Here is a 19,102-nt window from a genome sequence, read left to right as displayed (position 1 = left end):
CACCCACGGGCCCGAAGGAAGGAAGAAATGAAGAAGAAAGCTGAGTGGCCGCGCAAGCTGCGTTCGCAGGACTGGTTCGGCGGTACGGGAAAGAATGCCATCATGCACCGCTCCTGGATGAAGAACCAGGGGCTGCCTGCCGACACCTTCGACGGCCGGCCGATCATCGGCATCTGCAACACCTGGTCGGAACTCACGCCCTGCAACGCGCATCTGCGCGACCTTGCGGAGCGGGTGAAGCGCGGTGTCTACGAGGCCGGCGGCTTTCCGGTGGAATTCCCAGTCTTCTCGACTGGCGAAAGCACGCTTCGCCCGACGGCGATGATGTTCCGCAACCTCGCGGCAATGGACGTCGAAGAGGCGATCCGCGGCAATCCGGTCGATGGCGTCGTGCTGCTCGGCGGCTGCGACAAGACGACCCCCAGCCTGCTGATGGGCGCGGCTAGCGTCGATATTCCGGCGATCGTCGTCTCCGGCGGCCCGATGCTGAACGGCAAGTGGCGCGGCAAGGACGTTGGTTCCGGCACGGCGATCTGGCAGTTCTCGGAAATGGTCAAATCCGGCGAAATGAGCCTCGAAGAATTCATGGATGCCGAGCAGGGCATGGCTCGTTCTGCGGGAAGCTGTATGACCATGGGCACGGCCTCGACGATGGCGTCGATGGCCGAAGCGCTCGGCATGACGCTCTCCGGCAATGCCGCGATCCCGGCCGTCGACGCCCGCCGCCGGGTGATTTCGCAGCTCACCGGCCGCCGCATCGTCGAGATGGTCAAGGAAGACCTGAGGCCCTCCGACATCCTCACCAAGCAAGCCTTCGAGAACGCCATCCGCGTCAACGGCGCGGTCGGCGGCTCTACCAATGCGGTGCTGCATCTGCTGGCGCTTGCCGGCCGCATCGGCGTCGATCTTTCGCTCGACGACTGGGACAGGCTCGGTCGCGACGTGCCGACCATCGTCAACCTGCAGCCCTCCGGCAAGTACCTGATGGAAGAGTTCTATTATGCCGGCGGCCTGCCGGTGGTCATCAAGGCGGTCGCCGAGATGGGGCTGCTCCACAACGACGCCATCACCGTCAGCGGCGACACGATCTGGAACGACGTCAAGGGCGTAACGAACTACAACGAAGACGTGATCCTGCCCCGGGAAAAGGCACTGACGAAATCCGGCGGCATTGCGGTGCTGCGCGGCAATCTGGCGCCCCGCGGCGCCGTCCTGAAGCCCTCGGCCGCCTCGCCGCATCTGATGCAGCACAAGGGCCGCGCTGTCGTCTTCGAAAGCATCGAGGACTACCACGCCCGCATCAACCGCGAGGACCTCGACATCGACGAGACCTGCGTCATGGTGCTGAAATATTGCGGTCCGAAGGGCTACCCCGGCATGGCCGAGGTCGGCAATATGGGCCTGCCGCCCAAGGTCCTGAAGAAGGGCATCACCGACATGATCCGCATTTCCGATGCGCGCATGTCGGGCACGGCCTACGGCACCGTCATTCTCCACACGGCACCGGAAGCGGCCGAGGGCGGGCCGCTGGCGCTCGTTCAGAACGGCGACCTGATCGAGGTCGACATCCCGAACCGCACGATGCACCTGCATGTCTCCGACGAGGAGCTCGCCCGCCGCCGTGCGGCCTGGGTGTCGCCGGTCAAGCCGCTCACCGGCGGCTATGGCGGCCTCTATATCAAGACCGTCATGCAGGCCGATAGCGGTGCCGATCTAGACTTCCTCGTCGGGCCGCGCGGCGATCGCATCCCGATGGACCGCGACAGCCACTGACGGGCTGAACAGCGACCACCGTTTCGGCTTCGGGTGCCGTAGTTGCCCCTCACCCGAACCCTCTCCCCGCCTGCGGGGAGAGGGGAAGAAGGGGCCGTTGTCGCTGTTCCTGCGGACTATTGGGCAAGCGTTCGCCGCGAGTCTCCTTCGCCCGCTTGTGGGGAGAAGGTGGCCAGCAGGCCGGATGAGGGGCCGCCGCCGGCGGTGATTCCCTGATTTTCGGCTTACTGACTCTGGCGTTGGCTCTGCTCGCCGTGGCTTTGCGTCTGCCCTTGCCGTTCCACCGTTACGGTGACTTTCAACGTCTCGCTGGCGACGCCATGCACCAGCCCGGATATCGGCGCGGCATCGCGGTAGCAGAGGCCGGTGGCGACTCGGACATAGCGTTCGTCGGGGCAGATCTTGTTGGCCGGATCGAAGCCGACCCAGCCGAGACCGGGCAGGTGCACATCGGCCCAGGCATGGCTCGCGGTCTGCTCGGGATGGCCTTCGGTCAGCAGATAGCCCGAGACGTAGCGGGCCGGCAGGCCAAGGGTTCGGGCGGCCGAGACGAGGATGTGGGCGTGGTCCTGGCAGACGCCCTTGCCGCGCTCGAGCGCCTCCTCGGCGGTGGTACCGGCATGGGTCTCGCCGGGCTCGTAGGCGACCGCCTCGTGAATCGTCCCCATCAGCGCGTGCATGCGCTCGAGATCCGTTGCGCCCTCGGCCGATTTCGCCAGCTCGCGGACCAGCTTGCCCGCCTCGCTGAGCGGTGTTTCGCGGGCATAGAGCCAGAGCGGCACATAGGACTGGTGCGCTCCGAAGACGCCGGCCCGGTCTTCCGTATCCACTTCACCGCTCGCCTCGATCCGCAAGGTCGTCCGATCCGCGTCGACGTTGACGAGATGCGTGCGGTTGCCGAAATGGTCATCGTAGCTGACCTCGACCACCGCGCCTTCGACGAGCGTGCGCCAGTTCAACACCCTCTGGCCGGGCTGCGTCGTCGGCGTCAGCCGCAGCCGCTGCAGCGCATAGGGCACCGGTTCGTCGTAATGGTATTCGGTCGTGTGGCTGATTTTCAGGTGCATTCCACTCTCCCGGACCTCATTGGTAAAACCGGTAGCCGTCGGTTATTTCCTGGCCGAGACGGTTGTTGTGGCTGATGAACTCTTCCAGATATTCGTGCAGGCCCCGGTCCATGATGTCGCTGATCGACTGGCTGCGGAGCGAAGCAAGCGTTTCCTCGGCGGTCTCGTGAGCGGCATGCCTCTCGCCATATTCGCGCGACAGATAACCGAGATTGCTGACGATCTTTTCGTAGCAATAGGCGAGCGAGCGCGGCATGCGGCCGTTCGAGATCAGGAAATCGGCGATATTGGCCGGCCTCAGTTCCGCATCATAGACCCAGCCATAGGCGCGGTGCGCCGAGACGGAGCGCAGGATCGATTCCCACTGGACATTGTCCATCGACGATCCGACGGCGGAGACCGCCGGCAGCAGCACGTAATACTTCACGTCGAGGATGCGGGCGGTGTTGTCGGCCCGCTCGATGAAAGTGCCGATGCGCGAGAAGTTGAAGATCTCGTTGCGGAGCATCGTGCCGTGGAAGGCGCCGCGGATGAGGCCGGCGCGGCGTTTGATGGCGTCGATGATCTCCGGCATGTCGGCCGGCCGCGCCTTCTTGGCGAGCATCGCCTTCAGCTCGATCCAGCATTCGTTGGTGGCTTCCCAGGTCTCGCGGGTCAGCGCCGTGCGGACCATGCGGGCGTTGTGGCGGCCCGCCTCGATGCAGGACATGACGCTCGACGGATTGGCCCGGTCGCGCAGCAGGAAATCGATGGCGTCGCTGCTGGTCAGCGTGTCGTGCACCTCGTCATAGAGCTCGCGCACGCCGGCGCTCTGCAAGACGCCGTCCCAGTCGCCCTCGCTCGATTCGCTGCGGGTCAGCGACATGCGCAGGCCCGCGTCGATCAGCCGGGCGCTGTTCTCGGCGCGCTCGATATAGCGGAACATCCAGTAGAGGCCGTTTGCAGTTCTTCCCAACATGGCCTTAGTCCTCCAGTACCCAGGTATCCTTGGTGCCGCCGCCCTGGCTGGAATTCACCACTAGCGAGCCCTCCTTCAGGGCGACACGCGTCAGCCCGCCGGGAATGATTTGCACCTTGTCGGAAACGAGCACATAGGGACGCAAGTCGACGTGCCGGGGCGCGATACCCTTGTTGACGAGGATCGGCACGGTCGAGAGCGACAATGTCGGCTGGGCGATGTAGTTGCCGGGGCGCTCCTTGAGCTTCTCGGCGAAGGCGGCACGCTCCTTCTTGGTCGCCGTCGGGCCGACGAGCATGCCGTAGCCGCCGGAGCCGTGCACTTCCTTGACGACGAGCTCTTCCAGATGTTCGAGCACGTATTTGAGGCTCTGCGGTTCCGAGCAGCGCCAGGTGGGGACGTTTTCGAGCAACGGCTTGCGGCCGGTATAGAACTCGACGATTTCCGGCATGTAGGAATAGATCGCCTTGTCGTCGGAAATGCCGGTGCCCGGCGCATTGGCGATGGTGATGTTGCCGGCGCGATAGACGTCCATGATGCCGGGAATGCCGAGCGCCGAATCCGGTCGGAAGGTCAAGGGGTCGAGAAAATCGTCATCGACGCGGCGGTAGAGCACGTCGATCGCCTCGTAACCGCGCGTCGTGCGCATCTTCACCTTGCCGTCGATGACCCTGAGGTCCGACCCTTCCACCAGTTCGACGCCCATCATGTCGGCGAGGAAGGCGTGCTCGTAGAAGGCGGAATTGTAGATGCCGGGGGTAAGCACGGCGACGCGCGGCTTGCCGGAGCAGCCGGGAGGCGCCAGCGATGACAAGCTCTGGCGCAGCAGATAGGGATAGTTCTCCACCGGCCGCACGCGGTTCTGATGGAAGAGCTCCGGGAACATCTGCATCATGGTTTCCCGGTTTTCCAGCATGTAGCTGACACCGGAAGGCGTGCGGGCGTTGTCTTCGAGCACGTAGAACTGGTCTTCGCCGGTGCGCACGATGTCAGTGCCGACGATGTGGGTATAGACGCCTCCCGGCGGCCGGAAGCCGATCATCTGCGGCAGGAAGGCGTCGTTCTTCTCGATCAATTCGCGCGGGATCCGGCCGGCGCGGATGATTTCCTGCTTGTGGTAAATGTCGTCCAGAAAGGCGTTAAGCGCAATGACGCGCTGTTCGATGCCCTGGGCGAGGCGTCGCCATTCACGTCCGGATATGATGCGGGGAATGAGATCGAAGGGGATGAGCTTTTCGGATGAATCGGCGTGTCCGTAGACTGCGAAAGTAATGCCCGTCTTGCGGAAGATGTTCTCGGCTTCTCTCGATTTCGCTATGAGCCGGTTTCTGTCCTGGCTGGCATACCATTGATGATAGGTCGAATATGGCTGGCGCGGACTGCTGTCCGCATTGATCATTTCGTCAAATGCCAAAGGCGTAGATCCCCTTATTTTTGTCCATTTGAGTACAACGGTTGCCGCAATGCAAGAAGCGTGCACAGTCGCGCGCGAAGAATTTTCGGCTTGCGCCGGTCCGAAAATTGAAGGCGCTTTCGTCTCTCCGGCTTGCGATTTGTGCGTGCCGGATTTCTCCTGCTGATTTGGAAATGGGCAGATGCCTGATTATTTGGCGCCCCACCCCAGGTTGCGGTCTCGGTGGAAGCCTTGATTGCCGATCTTGTTCATCGATGCGGCAGGAATAAGATATCGGCGCTGGTCAGGTGGTGACGGCAAGGCGGTGACGGCATGGACGCAATATACGAGATCGCCGAACGGCCGGCGCAACGGGTTACCGGCCGCCTCTGGGACGGCACATTCATCGAAGCGGCCGACGGCGCCATCCACCGGCTGATCGCCGAGACGCAGGAGCATCGACGCCGCACGCATCCGCGCGATCACGCCGCCCTTATAGGCCTCTCCTGGAATTTCCGGCCGGAGGGCTTCACCTATCTGATCGGCTATGCCGGAGAAGATCACGAGACCTTTGCAGCGCCCGACTACATGGACCTGCCGGCCATGCGCTTTGCGACGACGATGCACCACCCTGAAGGAGGAGATGTTTTCGTTCAGTACCGCAAGATGTTCGAGTGGATTGCGGCTGCGGGCCACGTCGTCGATCAGACCCATCTACACTACCGCGAAGAATACGCGCCCGGCTTCGTCTCCCCGTCTGCCTCCTCTCTGCGACTGATGGTTCCAATTCGCTGATCGCAACCATCAGAAAAATTGCTTTGACCAGGGGCGGCACGCGGTCTATCGCCGCGGCGACGGTCTCGCTCATCGAGGTCCGCCTCGATCGGGAAAAACACCTATGATGCTTGCCCGCCTGGCCCCGGCCATTTTCGTGCTGCTCTGGTCGACGGGCTGGGTGGTGGCGAAATATGCTGCATTCTTCGCCGATCCGCTGACCTTCCTGGCGCTGCGCTACAGCGTGGCGATCCTGCTCTTCGTCGGCTTCTGCGCCGCGACCGGCGCGCGCTGGCCCAGCTCCTGGAGCCTGATCGGCCACGCGATTGTGTCGGGGATCTTCCTGCACGGCCTCTATCTTGGCGCCGTATGGTGGGCGATCGGGCAGGGGGTGCCCGCGGCCATATCCGGCATCATCGCCGGGCTGCAGCCGTTGATGACGGCGGCCGTCGCGCCGTTCCTGATCGGCGAGAATCTCAGCCGGCAGCAGCGGCTCGGTTTGGTGCTCGGCTTTTGCGGCATCGCACTTGCCGTCTTGCCGAAGACGCTGGCGCTCGACACCGCCTCGACGCCCATTCATTTCCTGCCGGTGGCCATCAACGTCCTCGGCATGGCGGCGGTGACCTATGGCACGCTCTACCAGAAGCGATATCTGCAAAACGGTGACATTCGGTCGATCGCCGCCCTGCAATATGTCGGCGCCCTGGTCGTCACCGTGCCGTTGGCCCTGATGCTCGAGGATCTGCGCGTCACCTGGAACCTCGAGCTCGTCGCAGCGCTTGCATGGTCGGTCCTCGGCCTGTCGATGGGGGCGATTGCGCTCCTGCTCTATCTCATCCGCCGCGGCCAGGTCTCGCGCGCCGCATCGCTCATCTATCTGGTGCCGCCGCTCGCGGCGGTCCAGGCGGCGCTCTTCTTCGGCGAAGCCCTGACCTGGCCGATGATCGTCGGAACCGTTATTGCGGTGACGGGCGTCTACCTCACCAATCGCAAGAACAATGGCGAGGCGCCGGCTGGGGAACGCGCAATCAATGTTGCGGCAGGCTCAGCGAAATAGAGCAGCGCAGCGTATGCGAGAGCTCAGACGAGCGCGGATCGGGGCCTTGCTGTTTCCCGAGAACGTTGCGCACCACGATGAACGCTTGGTGGTCTCGACGCAGGTCGCGCCAAGGTGGAGGTCGGGCCCGCGGCCGGAGACATGCAGTAGGAAATATCTGCAGCGACCCTCGCGTCCTTTCGGAGGCGCAAGGGTCACTGTTATCGCAGGCGGCTCAGCCCTGGCGGCCGCCGCCATTGTCTGCGCGGCGCATGCCTTGACCGCGCCCGCGGCGATTGCCGGGCTGCCCGTCGCCCTGGCGCCGGCCGTCATGCTTCGGGCCGGGGCGGCCATGGTGCTTGCGGTTTTCGTGATTGCGGTTGCCCTCCGGCCGGCCGTCGTGGTGGCCTTGGCCGGCGGCCCGGTGATCGCGGCGCTCGCTCTTCTGCGGACGATCGTCGCGCAGCAGTTCGTCGCCTGCAAACCCGCTCGTTGCCGGCTCCCGCGCGGGACGCTGCGGGCGCTGAGCTCCGTCGCGGCGCTGGCCGCCGCCGCTGCCGCGATGTTGACCACCGCCATTGCCGCGCTGCTGGCCGTTGCCGCGACCGCCGCGACCCTTGGAGGGACGAGCCTGGTCGGCCGGCGCCTCGCCGCTGGCGACGGCGATCTGGATGCCCATCAGCTTTTCGATGTCGCGCAGCAGGCGGATTTCGTCCGGTGAGCAGAAGGCGATCGCAATGCCGTCGCGGCCATTACGGGCGGTGCGGCCGATGCGATGCACATAGGCGTCCGGCACTTCCGGCAGATCGTAGTTGTAGACATGGGTCACACCCGGAATGTCGATGCCGCGTGCGGCGACGTCGGTCGCGACGAGCACGCGGATTTCGCCGTCGCGGAACGCCTTCAGCGCGCGCTCGCGCTGGCCCTGGCTCTTATTGCCGTGGATTGAGGCGGCCTTGAAGCCGACATGGTCGAGATGCTTCATCAGCTTCTCGGCACCGTGCTTCGTGCGGCTGAAGACCAGTGACAGACCATCGGGATTGTCGGTCAGCGATTTCTTGAGGATCGTCGTCTTCAGGTCCTTGCCGGGGACAAAATGGACATATTGCTCGACCTTGTCGGCGGCCTTGCCGGGCGGCGTTACCTCGACCTTGAGCGGATCGGTCAGATACTCGCCGGCGAGTTCGGCGATCTGCTTCGGCATGGTCGCGGAGAAGAGCAGCGTCTGGCGGTTCTTCGGCACCAGCTTCGAGATCTTGCGCAGATCGTGGATGAATCCGAGGTCGAGCATCTGATCGGCCTCGTCGAGCACGAGGTAGCGCCCTTGCGTCAGCGTCACGGCCTTGCGGGCGACGAGGTCGAGCAGGCGGCCGGGCGTTGCGACGAGAATGTCGACGCCCCGGGCGAGCTGTTCGGTCTGCTTGTTGATCGAGACGCCGCCGACAACGACGCCAATCTTCAGCGGGCTCTTTCTCACGAAAAGCTTAAGGTTGGTGGCGATCTGATTGACCAGTTCGCGGGTGGGGGCCAGCACGAGCGCGCGGATGTTGCGCGGGTCGGCGCGCCCGCCATCGGCGAGAAGCTTCTCGATCATCGGCAGACCGAAGGCGGCGGTCTTGCCGGTGCCCGTCTGGGCAAGACCGATGAGATCATGACCCTTGAGAACAAGCGGGATGGCCTGCATCTGGATGGGCGTCGGCTTTTCGAAGGCATTGGCGGAGAGGGTCGCCAGGATCTGCTGCGATAGGCCGAGGTCTTTGAAAGTGGACAATGGATATACCTTTCGGGGCGCCAAACGCATGCGCCGGAATCGCCTCTTGCAATTCCGGTGTCGTCTGGCGTCAAGAACCCCGCGTGAATTGGGAACTTGTGGTTTAGAGAAAATCGTCAAGCGTCTGTGCTGCCGCCGGTTGCGGCGATGTCTCGCGCTATTCCTTCTTCACGGCTCGAAGTGTTTGCCGAGGGCGCGCTCACGCGGCGGCCGGAAGGTGACGCGCTGTCCATGTCGTTGTTTTGGCCCGAAAAGTCAAGCGGCATCTTTTGCATGTGCGAGATTGGCCCGCCGCAGCAGCCTTCTCGAAGGCCGGCGTTCAGGAAAGTTCGTCATGGCCAGGATCGGCCAAGCATCATGGATGAAAGCTTGCAGAACAGGCGCCGGAGCGTACAATTCTGCGGCTCGGCCCCCGGCATCTCGGCTAGGCCGGGTGCGCATATTGCAGGAATTGCGTGGTCCAGTTCGGCAGGAGCGGGAGCGATACGGGCCGGCGCCGAAACCCGGTTTCGATGCTCAGCTGCGTTCGCAACCAAGCCGTGTGAAGCTGGACAAAAATTGGACGCTCGGCGATTCGGGAACCTGACGCGGCTTCAGCCGTTCCATCCCTTTAGTCTTCGCCGACCTATCTGCCAATCGAGATACAGGAGAGGAACCAGTGCGGAACCGGATTTGGATACTGGCAGCCGATGGCAACGCCGCGCGCATCGTCAAGGACGTCAACTTGCTGAAGGACGGGCATCAGCAGCCGGAGGTGGAATCCTACGAGATCGAGGCGAGGCGCGCTCAGGACATCATGGCCGACAAGCCGGGCCGCAGCCATTCGTCGGTCGGACACGGCCGCTCGGCCATGGAATACAGCAGCGATCCGGTTCGCGAGGAACAGCACCGCTTCGCCGTGGAAATTGCCGGGAAGCTCGACCACTATGCGCTGGAAAACGCCTTCGAGAACCTGGTGATCTGCGCCGCGCCGAAGACCTTGGGCGACCTCAGGAAGCTGCTCTCCCATCAGGTCAAGGAAAAGACCGTCGCCGAGATCGACCGCAATTGCGTGGCGGTGCCGACCGAGCAACTGATCGCCACGGTCAAGTCGGTGGTCTTTCCCGGCTAGATCGCTTCAGGGCTTATCGCCGCGCAGCATTTCGCGTTTGCCGGCGAAGCCCGGAAGGCGCTCGACCACGAAGCCGGCCGCAGCGAGATTGCGGCGGACGAAACCTGCCGCCGCATAGGTGGCGAAGGTGCCGCCTTTGACGGTTTTGTCGAAAACCGCCTGCATGAGTTCCTGCGACCACATGTCGGGGTTACGCGACGGGGCGAAGCCGTCGAGAAACCAGGCGTCGAAACTTTCCCGCGTTTGGGCAACGCCCTGGAGCGCCATGCCGCAGACGACGGTGAGACGCACGCCGTCGAAGTCGATGTCGATCCGGCCGGCCGGCGCATCCGGCCAAGGGACGACAAGCGCGCGGCGCTCGGCGTCGATCTCCCGCCAATGGGCGAGTGCCCGGTCGATTTCGCCGGCGCGCATCGGGAAGCGCTCGAAGGAGACGAAGTGTAGCCGGCCATCGGGGACCTGTGCCTCTTTCCATTGCCGCCAGGTCTCGCAGAAGTTCAGGCCGGTGCCGAAGCCGAGCTCGCCGATCGTAAAGGTCCCGCCTGCGCTCCAGCGCGCGGGCAGCCTGTTGCCCGAAAGAAAGACATGGCCGCATTCCAGCCGGCCGTCAGTGCGGCAGTAAAAGTGATCGCCAAATTTCACCGAATAGGGCATATCGCCCGCATGCCATTCAAGGCTCTGGCTTGCGGTCGGCTGGTTCTGGCGGAGATCGGTCTCTGTCATGGCGATGGCGATAGACTTGCGGCGGGGTAAGGTCAATCGATGAGCGAAGTTTTGATCGTTGGTGGCGGTATCATGGGGCTCTGGGCGGCGCTCATGGCCGGCCGTGCCGGCATCGAGACGCGCCTCCTCGAGCGGAAGGGGATCGGTGCAGGCGCAAGCGGCGGCCTGCTCGGAGCGCTGATGCCGCACATGCCGGACCGCTGGAACGCGAAGAAACAGTTCCAGTTCGATGCGCTTGTTTCGCTGGAGGGCGAGATTGCCCGGCTCGAGGGCGAGACGGGTCTATCGGCGGGCTATCGCCGCTCGGGCCGGATCATGCCGCTCGGCAGACAGCATCTGCGCGATATCGCGCTCGGCCACCAGCAGGACGCGGAGCGGCACTGGGTCGCTGGCGACCAGCGGTATCATTGGCACGTCCGCGACGCCGATACCGACGGCTGGCCGGCAGCGAACGCCGCACCCTTCGGCCTCGTCCAGGACACGCTTGCCGCACGCGTGGCGCCGCGCAGGCTCCTGGCGACCTTGCGGGCGGCACTCGATGCATTTCCTCATGTCCAGATCGAAGAGGGCGCCGACGTTTTGTCGATCGACCCGCAGCACGCTCGGCTAGCACTCTTCGATGGCCGCGAGGTCGCGTTCGGGCATTGCATCCTCGCCGCCGGTGTCGCGAGTTTTCCGCTGGTCGATCGGTTGGCGGAGCGGCCGCAGGCGGCGAGCGGCGGCCCAGTCAAGGGGCAAGCGGCGCTGCTCCGCGCCGATATTGATCCGGCCGCGCCGATCATCTTCACCGACGGGCTCTACATCGTTCCGCATGAGGACGGCCTTGTGGCCGTCGGCAGCACCAGCGAGAACCGATTCGCCGAGCCCTTTTCGACGGACGCGCAACTGGATGCGCTGATCGAACGCGCCGTTGCACTCACCCCGCTGCTGCGCGATGCACCGGTGATCGAACGCTGGGCCGGTCTGCGCCCCAAGGCCACCGGCCGGGAGCCGATGGTCGGCCGCCATCCGGAATATGAAAGGCTGTCGGTGCTGACGGGCGGCTTCAAGGTCAGTTTTGGACTGGCACATGTTCTGGCGGGCTTCGTCATCGACGAGATTGCCGGGCGCAGGACCGCCGAACTGCCGCAATCCTTCCGGTGCGAAACCCATATCGCGGCGTTGCAGTAGCCCCCATTCCACTTCGTCAATCTGTCACGCAAATCACCTAAGAGGCGGCTATCGAACCGAATTTCGGAGCCTTGCAATGCGGTACGCCATTTGTTTTACGCCGCCGATGGGCGACCCGCTGTCCGCGGCGGCGGCAAGCTGGCTTGGCCGCAGCGTCTATTCGGGCGAACCCGTCGAGCCGCCGTCGATCGCCGGCCTTCGCGTTTCCGAGATCGCCTTCCACACGGCCGTTCCGCGCCGCTTCGGCTTCCACGCGATGATCATGGCGCCCTTCCGCCTCGCGGAAGGCGCCGATGAAGCGCAGCTGCTGAGAAGTCTGATGCACTTCACCAGCGCCGAGACGCCGTTCGCGATCGAGCGGCTGGAGGTGGCGCGCCTCGGGCAATGCCTGGGGCTGACGCCGACGGTGCCGAGCCGTGCGATGCATATGCTCGCCGCGCGGGTCCTGCAGGCATTCGACCGCTTTCGGGCGCCGCTCGGCGAGGACGAAATCGAACGTTCCGATCCCGACCGGTTGACTGCCCCGCAATTTTCGAATCTGCATCGGTGGGGCGATCCCTTCGTGATGGAAGAGTACCGCTTCCATATGAAGCTCACTGGTCCTTTGGGTGCTGAAGCCGGACGAGGCCTCGAGGCGCCGTTGCGCGAAGTCTTCGAACCGCATCTGACGAAGCCGCTTGCGGTCGAAAGCCTCGCCTTGTTCGTCGAAGCGGAGAAGGGCGCGCCGATGCGGGTCCATTCCCAGCATCCGCTCGGCAAGATTTCCGTCCGTCCAAGGAGCGAAAGGACGGTTCGGTCCTCGGCGCAGCCTCAGTTATCGGGTAAGTCAACGGGTGACGCCGGCGGCGCTTCGCCGCTGCTGGCCAATTCCGTTTCGGCAATCCGCTAACCTCCTTTCGCGCCGTCATTTTCATCTCGACAATCCGTTGCGCGGTGCTACCGTCTCGGAAAATCGAAGGTGATTTCATGGCCGAGACTTCCTATCCGCGCGACCTTGTTGGCTATGGACGCACGCCGCCGCAGCCGCATTGGCCGGGCGATGCGCGCATCGCCGTGCAGTTCGTCCTCAATTACGAGGAGGGCGGCGAAAGCTGCATTCTCGATGGCGATCCGGCATCCGAGTGCCTGCTGTCGGAGATCGTCGGCGCGCAGCCCTGGGCGGGTCAGCGCAACCTCAACATGGAATCAATCTACGAATACGGCGCGCGTGCCGGTTTCTGGCGCCTGTGGCGGATGTTCACGAGCCGTGGCGTGACGCTAACGGTCTATGGCGTGACGCTTGCCATGGCCCGCAACCTGGAGGCGGTTGCGGCGATGAAGGAGGCCGGCTGGGAGATCGCCAGCCACGGGCTGCGCTGGCTCGAATACAGGGATTTTCCGGAGGAGGTGGAGCGCGAGCATATTCGCGAGGTCGTGCGGCTCCATACGGAGCTGACGGGCGAGCGGCCGCTTGGCATCTACCAGGGCAAGCCTTCGGTCAACACGCTGAGGCTCGTGCTGGAGGAGGGCGGCTTCCTCTATTCCTGCGATTCCTATGCGGACGAACTTCCTTATTGGGTCCCGGGGCTGACACCCGACAAGCCGCATCTCATCATCCCCTACACGCTCGACGCCAACGACATGCGCTTTGCCACCAATCAGGGCTTCAATTCGGGAGACCAGTTCTTCACCTATCTCAAGGACACGTTCGACGTGCTTTATGAGGAGGGCAAGGAAGGCAGCCCGAAGATGATGAATGTCGGCCTGCATTGTCGTCTCGTCGGCCGGCCGGGCCGAGCGGCGGCGCTCGGCCGCTTCATCGATTACGTCCTGTCGCACGATCAGGTGTGGGTGCCGCGGCGCATCGATATCGCCCGCCACTGGTATGAACACCACAGACCGGAGGGAATGCGTTGATGTCGGAACGCGAGGATTTCGTCCGCCGTTTCGGCGGTATCTTCGAGCATTCCCCCTGGGTGGCGGAGCGTGCGTTCGACCATGCCGCCTCGTCGGGATTGACGGCCGGAAACGTCCATTCGGCCCTCTGCAACGCTTTTCGCGCGGCATCGCCCGCAGAACGTCTGGCGGTCCTGCGCGCCCATCCCGATCTAGCCGGTAAGCTCGCCGTTGCCGGCAAGCTCACGGCGGAATCGACGTCCGAACAGGCATCGGCGGGCCTCGACCGGCTCTCGCCGAAAGAGCATGCGCAGTTCACGAAGCTCAACGCCGCCTATACCAAGAAATTCGGCTTTCCCTTCATTATCGCGGTGAAGGGTTTGACGAAGGCGGAGATTCTCGCCGCCTTCGAGCAACGGATTGACAATTCCGCGGAAGAGGAATTTGAAACCGCCTGCGCGCAGGTGGAGCGGATCGCCCGGCTGCGTCTCAGTTCCATGCTTCCGGGAGATGACAATGCCTGACAAGACCGTTCCGCCTACCGGCGCCGCACTGCGCCCGGATCTCCATGGCCGGAGAGTTGGGACCCGGGCCTGATGTCGCATCTGCTTTCGATCGAGCCCCTGACGAAGGAGGCGTTCGCCCCGTTCGGCAGCGTCATCGAGGCCGACCCCGCGTCGGCGCGGCTGATCAATGGCGGCAATACAGAGCGGTTTCATGCGCTTGCCGAGGCCGACGTGATCGGGGAGGGCGCCCGGGTGATCATCAGCATCTTTCGCGGCCAGCCGCGGAGCTTTCCTTACAGCATCACCATGATGGAACGCCACCCGTTCGGCAGCCAGAGTTTTTCGCCACTTCAAGATCGGCCCTGGCTCGCGGTTGCCGCCGAGGATGAGGGCGGGCGCCCGGGCAGGCCGCGGGTTTTCCTGGCAGGGGGCCGGCAGGGGGTCAATTATGGCCGCAACGTCTGGCATCATCCGCTGATGACGGTCGATACCGTCAGCGATTTCCTCGTTGTCGATCGCGGCGGACCGGGCAACAATCTCGAGGAGTTCTTCTACGAGGAACCTTTCGTTATCCCAGATCTGCCTTCGAAGGGAACAGTCCGATGAAGAAGAGCGGCCGGCTGACAACCCATGTTCTCGACACGGCGCTCGGCAAGCCGGCAGAGAACCTGCGCATCGATCTCTATCGGCTGGAAGGCGAGGAGCGGCAATCGATCTGCACGGTCCGCACGAACAGCGACGGTCGCGTCGATGCGCCGCTTGCGGAGGGCGAAGCCTTCAAGGCGGGGCAGTACGAACTTGTGTTTCACGCCGGCGATTATCTGCGTGCGGCCGGAGTGGCGCTTGTCGAGCCGGCCTTCCTCGACCTCATCCCGTTGCGGTTCGGCATCGCCGACGCCGCCAGCCACTACCACGTGCCGCTGCTGCTCTCGCCCTACGGCTATTCGACCTATCGCGGCAGCTGAGCCGGACGAGAAGGATGTGGGCGCACGGCGCCCGCATCTGGCGCCTCACATCGCGTAGTCGGCTATGACGTCGCGAGCCACGTCGTTGATGTTGCGCTTGCCGCAGAGCGCCATGGTGATGTCCATCTCCTTGCGGATGATGTCGAGCGCCAGGGTCACGCCGTCCTTGCCCATCGCCCCGAGGCCATAGAGGAACGGGCGGCCGATGAAGGTGCCCTTGGCTCCAAGCGCGACTGCCTTCAGCACGTCCTGTCCGGAGCGGATGCCGCCGTCGAGATGAACCTCGATCTGGTCGCCGACGGCATCGATGATTTTCGGCAGCATGCTGATCGAGGACGGCGCCCCGTCGAGCTGGCGGCCGCCGTGATTCGAGACGATGATTGCGTCGGCGCCGGTTTTCGCCGCCATTTTCGCGTCTTCCGGATCGAGGATGCCCTTCAGGATGAGCGGACCGCCCCAGCGGTCCTTGATCCATTCGACGTCCTTCCAGGAAAGCTGCGGGTCGAACTGCTCGGCGGTCCAGGCATGGAGCGAGGAGAGGTCGGTGACGCTCTTGGCATGGCCGACGATGTTGCGGAAGGTGCGTCGGTTCGTGCCGAGCATCTTCATGCACCAGCCCGGGCGCGTCGCCATCATCCAGAGATGTTTCGGAGTCATGCGGGGCGGCGCCGAGAGGCCGTTGCGGAGATCCTTGTGCCGCTGGCCGAGTATCTGCAGGTCGAGCGTCAGGACGAGGGCCGAGCATTTGGCCGCCTTGGCGCGGTCGATGAGGTTGAGCACAAATTCGCGCTCGCGCATCACATAGAGCTGAAACCAGAAGGGTTTCGTCGTCACCGAGGCGACGTCCTCAATCGAGCAGATGCTCATCGTCGACAGCGTGAAGGGAACGCCATAGGCCTCTGCCGCCTGCGCCGCCAGCATCTCGCCGTCGGCGTGCTGCATGCCCGTCAAACCCGTCGGTGCAAGCGCCACCGGCATCGAGACTTTCTGGCCGATCATCGTCGTTTCGAGCGACCTGTTGGTCATGTCGACCAGCACCCGCTGACGCAGCTTGATCTTGGCGAAATCCTCTTCGTTGGCGCGATAGGTGCCCTCCGTCCAGGCGCCGCTGTCGGCATAGTCGAAGAAGAGCTTCGGTACCCGCCGCCTGGCAAGCGCCTTGAGGTCGCTGATGTCGAGGATTTGCGTCATGGATGGCCCTCATCGAATGGAGAAGACGGACGCCTTAACATCTTTTCGGAAGGGTTGTAATAGTCGCCTGAGGCAAGTGGTCAAAAAAATTTACCTCTTGCCTCAGGTGGTGCCGAGCGTGGATTTCGCCGGCTTGCCTGCCACATAGGTCTCGACGATCGAGCGATCGTCCCCCATCGTCTGCAGGAGGAAGAGCTCGTCGGCGAGCGAATTGACCACTTCGGCCCTGAGCGCCATGGCCGGTGTGGCCGCCATGTCGAGGACCGCAAGGTCGGCATCGCTGCCCGGCTCCAGCGTGCCGATGCGATCGGCAAGCGAAAGCGCCTCGGCATTGCCCCGGGTCATCATGTAGAAGCTGTCGAAGGGGTTCAGCCGTTCGCCTTGGAGCTGGACGATCTTGTAGGCCTCGTCGAGCGTCTTCAGCATCGAATAGCTGGTGCCGCCGCCGATATCGGAAGCGACCGAGACGCGCACCGGTTTCGCCCGCCGCGTCAGGGCGTGGAGCGGAAACAGGCCGGAACCGAGAAAGAGGTTGGATGTCGGGCAGAAGACGGCGACAGAACCGGTCTCGCTCATCGCATCGGCTTCGCGCTCGGAGAGATGGATGCAATGGCCGAAAAGGCTCTTGCGCCCGAGCAGGCCGTAGCGGGCGTAGACGTCGGTATAATCCTTGGCTTCGGGATAGAGCTCGCAGGTAAAGGCGATTTCGTCGGGGTTTTCGGAGAGATGCGTCTGTACGTGCAGGTCAGGAAACTCGCGGACGAGCGATTTCGCCGCCTCCATCTGCTCCGGCGTCGAGGTGATGGCGAAGCGCGGGGTGATGGCGACGTGATTGCGGCCCCTGCCGTGCCAGTCGGCGATCACCGCCCGCGTCTCGTCATAGCTCATCTCAGGCGTGTCGAGCAGGCCCTGCGGCGCGTTGCGGTCCATCATCACCTTGCCGGCGACCATGCAGGTGCCGCGCCTCAGGCTCTCGGCGAAGAAGGCGTCGACGGACGCCTTGTGCACCGAACAATAGGCCGTTGCCGTCGTCGTGCCGTGGCGGACCATCTCGTCGAAGAAGTGCCGGGCGATCCGCTCCGCATGCGCGGTTTCGACGAAGCGGCATTCCTCCGGAAACGTGTAGGTGTTCAGCCATTCGAGCAGGTTGGCCGCGTAGGAGGCCATGACCTGCATCTGCGGGAAGTGCAGATGCGTGTCTATGAAGCCCGGCACGATGAGGTGCGGCCGGTGATCGATCTCCTCCACCCCTTCCGGCGCTGCCGTCTTTACAGTCGCGTAGGGGCCGCAAGCCTTGATGACGCCATCCTCGACAAGGAGCGCGCCGTCGCCTTCATAGGCATAGCCGGCGCTGTCGTCGATGCTCTCCGGCGCGCGGTTGAAGCTCAATGTGCGGCCGCGGATCAGGATGGATGTCATTCTGCCTCCCCGACGGCGCTCTCGAACCAGGCCGTCAGCAGCCTGCGTTCGTCCGCCGTCATATCGGTTATGTTGCCGGGCGGCATGGCGTGGCTGCGCCCGGCCTGGATATAGATTTCCCGCGCCAAAGCGGCAATCTCGGCGTCGCTCTCGAGCGTGACCCCCTTCGGGGCCCGGCCAATGCCTTCGTAAACAGGCTCGGCCGCATGGCACATGCTGCAGCGGGTGGCGATCGTGTCCTTGACGGCCGGGAAATGCGCGTTTTCGGCAAAGCGCTTGAACGCTGGTGCGGCCTCGGCCCGCTCTTGTCCGGTCAGCACCTTCGGCACCGTCGACAGCCACATGATCAGGATGAAGAGGATCGCTGTCGCGAGCCAGGTCCAGGTCGGCTTGCCCTTGCGCGCATGCGTGGTGTTGAACCAGTGGCGGATCGTCACGCCCATCAGGAACACCAGGGCCGCAATGATCCAGTTGAACGCCGTCGCGAAGGCAAGCGGATAGTGGTTTGACAACATGAAGAAAATCACGGGCAAGGTCAGGTAGTTGTTGTGCAGCGAACGCTGCTTGGCCTGGGCGCCGAGCCTGGGATCGGGCGTGCGGCCGGCGATCAGGTCGGCGACGACGATCTTCTGGTTGGGGATAATGATGAAGAAGACGTTGGCGGACATGATCGTCGCCGTGAAGGCGCCGAGATGCAGGAAGGCAGCGCGGCCTGTGAAGACCTGCGTGTAGCCCCAGGCCATGGCGACCAGCACCAGGTAGAGAAGGGCCATCAGGCCCCAGGTATTCTTGCCGATCGGCGATTTGCAGAGGAGATCGTAGAAGACCCAGCCGACACCGAGCGATGCAAGCGAGATCAGGATTGCCGTCGTCGCCGAGATGTCCAGCACATGCCGGTCGATCAGGAACAGATTGGCGCCGCCGTAATAGACGAGGCAGAGCATCGCGAAGCCGGAGAGCCAGGTGGAATAGGACTCCCATTTGAACCAGGTGAGATGTTCCGGCATCGTGGCGGGCGCCACCAGATATTTCTGGATGTGGTAGAAGCCGCCGCCATGCACCTGCCATTCCTCGCCATAGGCGCCGGGCGGCAGGTGGTCGCGTTTCACCAAGCCGAGGTCGAGCGCGATGAAGTAGAAGGACGAGCCGATCCAGGCAATGGCGGTCACCACATGCAGCCAGCGGACGGCAAAGGCCAGCCATTCCCAGGCAATGGCGAATTCATACATTCAGATCCCCTTTCTCTCCGGTGTCGCAGCTTGCGAGAAAAAACGGGAGCGGGGAAGGGGTGACGTGATCACTCGGTGGTATTTCACCGCCAATGCCAGCGCGCTTGAAACCAATCTTTTCCAAAAGGTTAGAGCGGCGTT

18 protein-coding genes are annotated in these 19,102 nt (G+C 63.7%); 10 read left to right on the top strand and 8 right to left on the bottom strand.

Features of this window, described 5'->3' with window-relative positions; genetic code table 11:
- Positions 1-27 precede the first annotated feature (27 nt).
- On the top strand, positions 28-1,773 hold the full coding sequence (araD, locus tag SS05631_RS11790) for an L-arabinonate dehydratase (RefSeq protein WP_037414769.1): 1,746 nt from the start codon (positions 28-30) through the stop codon (positions 1,771-1,773).
- Positions 1,774-1,997: 224 nt separating this feature from the next.
- Here araD and SS05631_RS11785 read toward each other — a convergent pair whose 3' ends face one another.
- Genes SS05631_RS11785 through SS05631_RS11775 form a run of 3 tightly spaced genes read right to left on the bottom strand, consistent with a single transcriptional unit; the run spans position 1,998 to position 5,197 of the window.
- Positions 1,998-2,840 carry a transglutaminase family protein gene (locus SS05631_RS11785; RefSeq protein WP_037414772.1) on the bottom strand — a complete coding sequence of 281 codons (843 nt, stop codon included), beginning with the start codon at positions 2,838-2,840 and terminating at the stop codon, positions 1,998-2,000.
- Positions 2,841-2,856: 16 nt separating this feature from the next.
- Positions 2,857-3,798 (bottom strand): alpha-E domain-containing protein, encoded by a 942-nt coding sequence (locus SS05631_RS11780; protein WP_037414773.1) that lies wholly within the window; start codon positions 3,796-3,798, stop codon positions 2,857-2,859.
- 4 nt (positions 3,799-3,802) lie between these two features.
- Positions 3,803-5,197, bottom strand: a complete 1,395-nt coding sequence (locus SS05631_RS11775; protein WP_083853892.1) for a circularly permuted type 2 ATP-grasp protein — start codon at positions 5,195-5,197, stop codon at positions 3,803-3,805.
- Positions 5,198-5,524: 327 nt separating this feature from the next.
- On the opposite strand from SS05631_RS11775, the gene SS05631_RS11770 reads away from it, so the two are divergent.
- Together SS05631_RS11770 and SS05631_RS11765 are read left to right on the top strand one after the other, a co-directional pair.
- Positions 5,525-5,986, top strand: coding sequence for a GyrI-like domain-containing protein (locus SS05631_RS11770; protein ID WP_037414775.1), 462 nt, complete (start codon positions 5,525-5,527; stop codon positions 5,984-5,986).
- Positions 5,987-6,092: 106 nt separating this feature from the next.
- The gene (locus SS05631_RS11765; protein ID WP_037414945.1) at positions 6,093-7,022 is read left to right on the top strand and encodes a DMT family transporter; all 930 of its coding nucleotides are present in this window, start codon (positions 6,093-6,095) and stop codon (positions 7,020-7,022) included.
- A gap of 214 nt (positions 7,023-7,236) precedes the next feature.
- On the opposite strand, the gene SS05631_RS11760 is transcribed toward SS05631_RS11765, so the two are convergent.
- The gene (locus SS05631_RS11760; RefSeq protein WP_037414776.1) at positions 7,237-8,772 is read right to left on the bottom strand and encodes a DEAD/DEAH box helicase; all 1,536 of its coding nucleotides are present in this window, start codon (positions 8,770-8,772) and stop codon (positions 7,237-7,239) included.
- Positions 8,773-9,430: 658 nt separating this feature from the next.
- Here SS05631_RS11760 and SS05631_RS11755 point away from each other — a divergent pair.
- Positions 9,431-9,883: a host attachment protein gene (locus tag SS05631_RS11755; RefSeq protein WP_037387508.1), complete on the top strand. Its 453-nt coding sequence runs from the start codon at positions 9,431-9,433 to the stop codon at positions 9,881-9,883.
- A 6-nt stretch (positions 9,884-9,889) separates the two neighbouring features.
- Here the strand turns inward: SS05631_RS11755 and mnmD are convergent, their stop codons facing one another.
- Positions 9,890-10,606, bottom strand: a complete 717-nt coding sequence (gene mnmD / locus SS05631_RS11750) for a tRNA (5-methylaminomethyl-2-thiouridine)(34)-methyltransferase MnmD (RefSeq protein WP_037414777.1) — start codon at positions 10,604-10,606, stop codon at positions 9,890-9,892.
- A gap of 39 nt (positions 10,607-10,645) precedes the next feature.
- Here mnmD and SS05631_RS11745 point away from each other — a divergent pair, with 39 nt between their 5' ends.
- From SS05631_RS11745 to uraH, 6 genes are all read left to right on the top strand, one after another.
- Positions 10,646-11,776: an FAD-binding oxidoreductase gene (locus tag SS05631_RS11745; RefSeq protein ID WP_037414779.1), complete on the top strand. Its 1,131-nt coding sequence runs from the start codon at positions 10,646-10,648 to the stop codon at positions 11,774-11,776.
- 76 nt (positions 11,777-11,852) lie between these two features.
- Complete coding sequence (locus SS05631_RS11740; protein WP_037414783.1) at positions 11,853-12,665, top strand: DUF1045 domain-containing protein; 813 nt, start codon at positions 11,853-11,855, stop codon at positions 12,663-12,665.
- A gap of 77 nt (positions 12,666-12,742) precedes the next feature.
- A complete protein-coding gene (puuE, locus tag SS05631_RS11735; protein ID WP_037414786.1) occupies positions 12,743-13,672 on the top strand; it encodes an allantoinase PuuE in 930 nt (309 codons plus the stop codon).
- Entirely contained in the window at positions 13,672-14,175 is a 504-nt protein-coding gene (gene uraD, locus SS05631_RS11730; protein ID WP_037414789.1) for a 2-oxo-4-hydroxy-4-carboxy-5-ureidoimidazoline decarboxylase, read from the top strand. The genes puuE and uraD overlap by 1 nt, the downstream gene beginning before the upstream one ends.
- A 72-nt stretch (positions 14,176-14,247) precedes the next feature.
- A complete protein-coding gene (locus SS05631_RS11725; protein ID WP_037414791.1) occupies positions 14,248-14,763 on the top strand; it encodes an ureidoglycolate lyase in 516 nt (171 codons plus the stop codon).
- Entirely contained in the window at positions 14,760-15,122 is a 363-nt protein-coding gene (gene uraH / locus SS05631_RS11720; protein WP_037414794.1) for a hydroxyisourate hydrolase, read from the top strand. Before SS05631_RS11725 ends, uraH begins: the two co-directional genes overlap by 4 nt.
- Positions 15,123-15,167: 45 nt before the next feature.
- Here the strand turns inward: uraH and SS05631_RS11715 are convergent, their stop codons facing one another.
- From SS05631_RS11715 to puuD, 3 genes are all read right to left on the bottom strand, one after another.
- Complete coding sequence (locus SS05631_RS11715; protein WP_037414797.1) at positions 15,168-16,313, bottom strand: alpha-hydroxy acid oxidase; 1,146 nt, start codon at positions 16,311-16,313, stop codon at positions 15,168-15,170.
- A 102-nt stretch (positions 16,314-16,415) separates the two neighbouring features.
- A complete protein-coding gene (guaD, locus tag SS05631_RS11710) occupies positions 16,416-17,732 on the bottom strand; it encodes a guanine deaminase (protein ID WP_037414799.1) in 1,317 nt (438 codons plus the stop codon).
- Entirely contained in the window at positions 17,729-18,961 is a 1,233-nt protein-coding gene (gene puuD / locus SS05631_RS11705; RefSeq protein WP_037414802.1) for a urate hydroxylase PuuD, read from the bottom strand. The genes guaD and puuD overlap by 4 nt, the downstream gene beginning before the upstream one ends.
- Positions 18,962-19,102 lie beyond the last annotated feature (141 nt).

The organism is Sinorhizobium sp. CCBAU 05631, from assembly GCF_002288505.1.
Lineage (GTDB): Bacteria > Pseudomonadota > Alphaproteobacteria > Rhizobiales > Rhizobiaceae > Sinorhizobium > Sinorhizobium fredii_C.
The sequence above is the reverse complement of the archived record's forward strand: the minus strand, read 5'-3'. Positions and strand labels throughout refer to the sequence as shown.

Coding starts and splice junctions, on each gene's coding strand:
- araD (WP_037414769.1), top strand. CDS start 28: ATGAAGAAGAAAGCTGAGTGGCCGCGCAAGCTGCGTTCGCAGGACTGG.
- SS05631_RS11785 (WP_037414772.1), bottom strand. CDS start 2,840: ATGCACCTGAAAATCAGCCACACGACCGAATACCATTACGACGAACCG.
- SS05631_RS11780 (WP_037414773.1), bottom strand. CDS start 3,798: ATGTTGGGAAGAACTGCAAACGGCCTCTACTGGATGTTCCGCTATATC.
- SS05631_RS11775 (WP_083853892.1), bottom strand. CDS start 5,197: ATGATCAATGCGGACAGCAGTCCGCGCCAGCCATATTCGACCTATCAT.
- SS05631_RS11770 (WP_037414775.1), top strand. CDS start 5,525: ATGGACGCAATATACGAGATCGCCGAACGGCCGGCGCAACGGGTTACC.
- SS05631_RS11765 (WP_037414945.1), top strand. CDS start 6,093: ATGCTTGCCCGCCTGGCCCCGGCCATTTTCGTGCTGCTCTGGTCGACG.
- mnmD (WP_037414777.1), bottom strand. CDS start 10,606: ATGACAGAGACCGATCTCCGCCAGAACCAGCCGACCGCAAGCCAGAGC.
- SS05631_RS11745 (WP_037414779.1), top strand. CDS start 10,646: ATGAGCGAAGTTTTGATCGTTGGTGGCGGTATCATGGGGCTCTGGGCG.
- SS05631_RS11740 (WP_037414783.1), top strand. CDS start 11,853: ATGCGGTACGCCATTTGTTTTACGCCGCCGATGGGCGACCCGCTGTCC.
- puuE (WP_037414786.1), top strand. CDS start 12,743: ATGGCCGAGACTTCCTATCCGCGCGACCTTGTTGGCTATGGACGCACG.
- uraD (WP_037414789.1), top strand. CDS start 13,672: ATGTCGGAACGCGAGGATTTCGTCCGCCGTTTCGGCGGTATCTTCGAG.
- SS05631_RS11725 (WP_037414791.1), top strand. CDS start 14,248: ATGTCGCATCTGCTTTCGATCGAGCCCCTGACGAAGGAGGCGTTCGCC.
- uraH (WP_037414794.1), top strand. CDS start 14,760: ATGAAGAAGAGCGGCCGGCTGACAACCCATGTTCTCGACACGGCGCTC.
- SS05631_RS11715 (WP_037414797.1), bottom strand. CDS start 16,313: ATGACGCAAATCCTCGACATCAGCGACCTCAAGGCGCTTGCCAGGCGG.
- guaD (WP_037414799.1), bottom strand. CDS start 17,732: ATGACATCCATCCTGATCCGCGGCCGCACATTGAGCTTCAACCGCGCG.
- puuD (WP_037414802.1), bottom strand. CDS start 18,961: ATGTATGAATTCGCCATTGCCTGGGAATGGCTGGCCTTTGCCGTCCGC.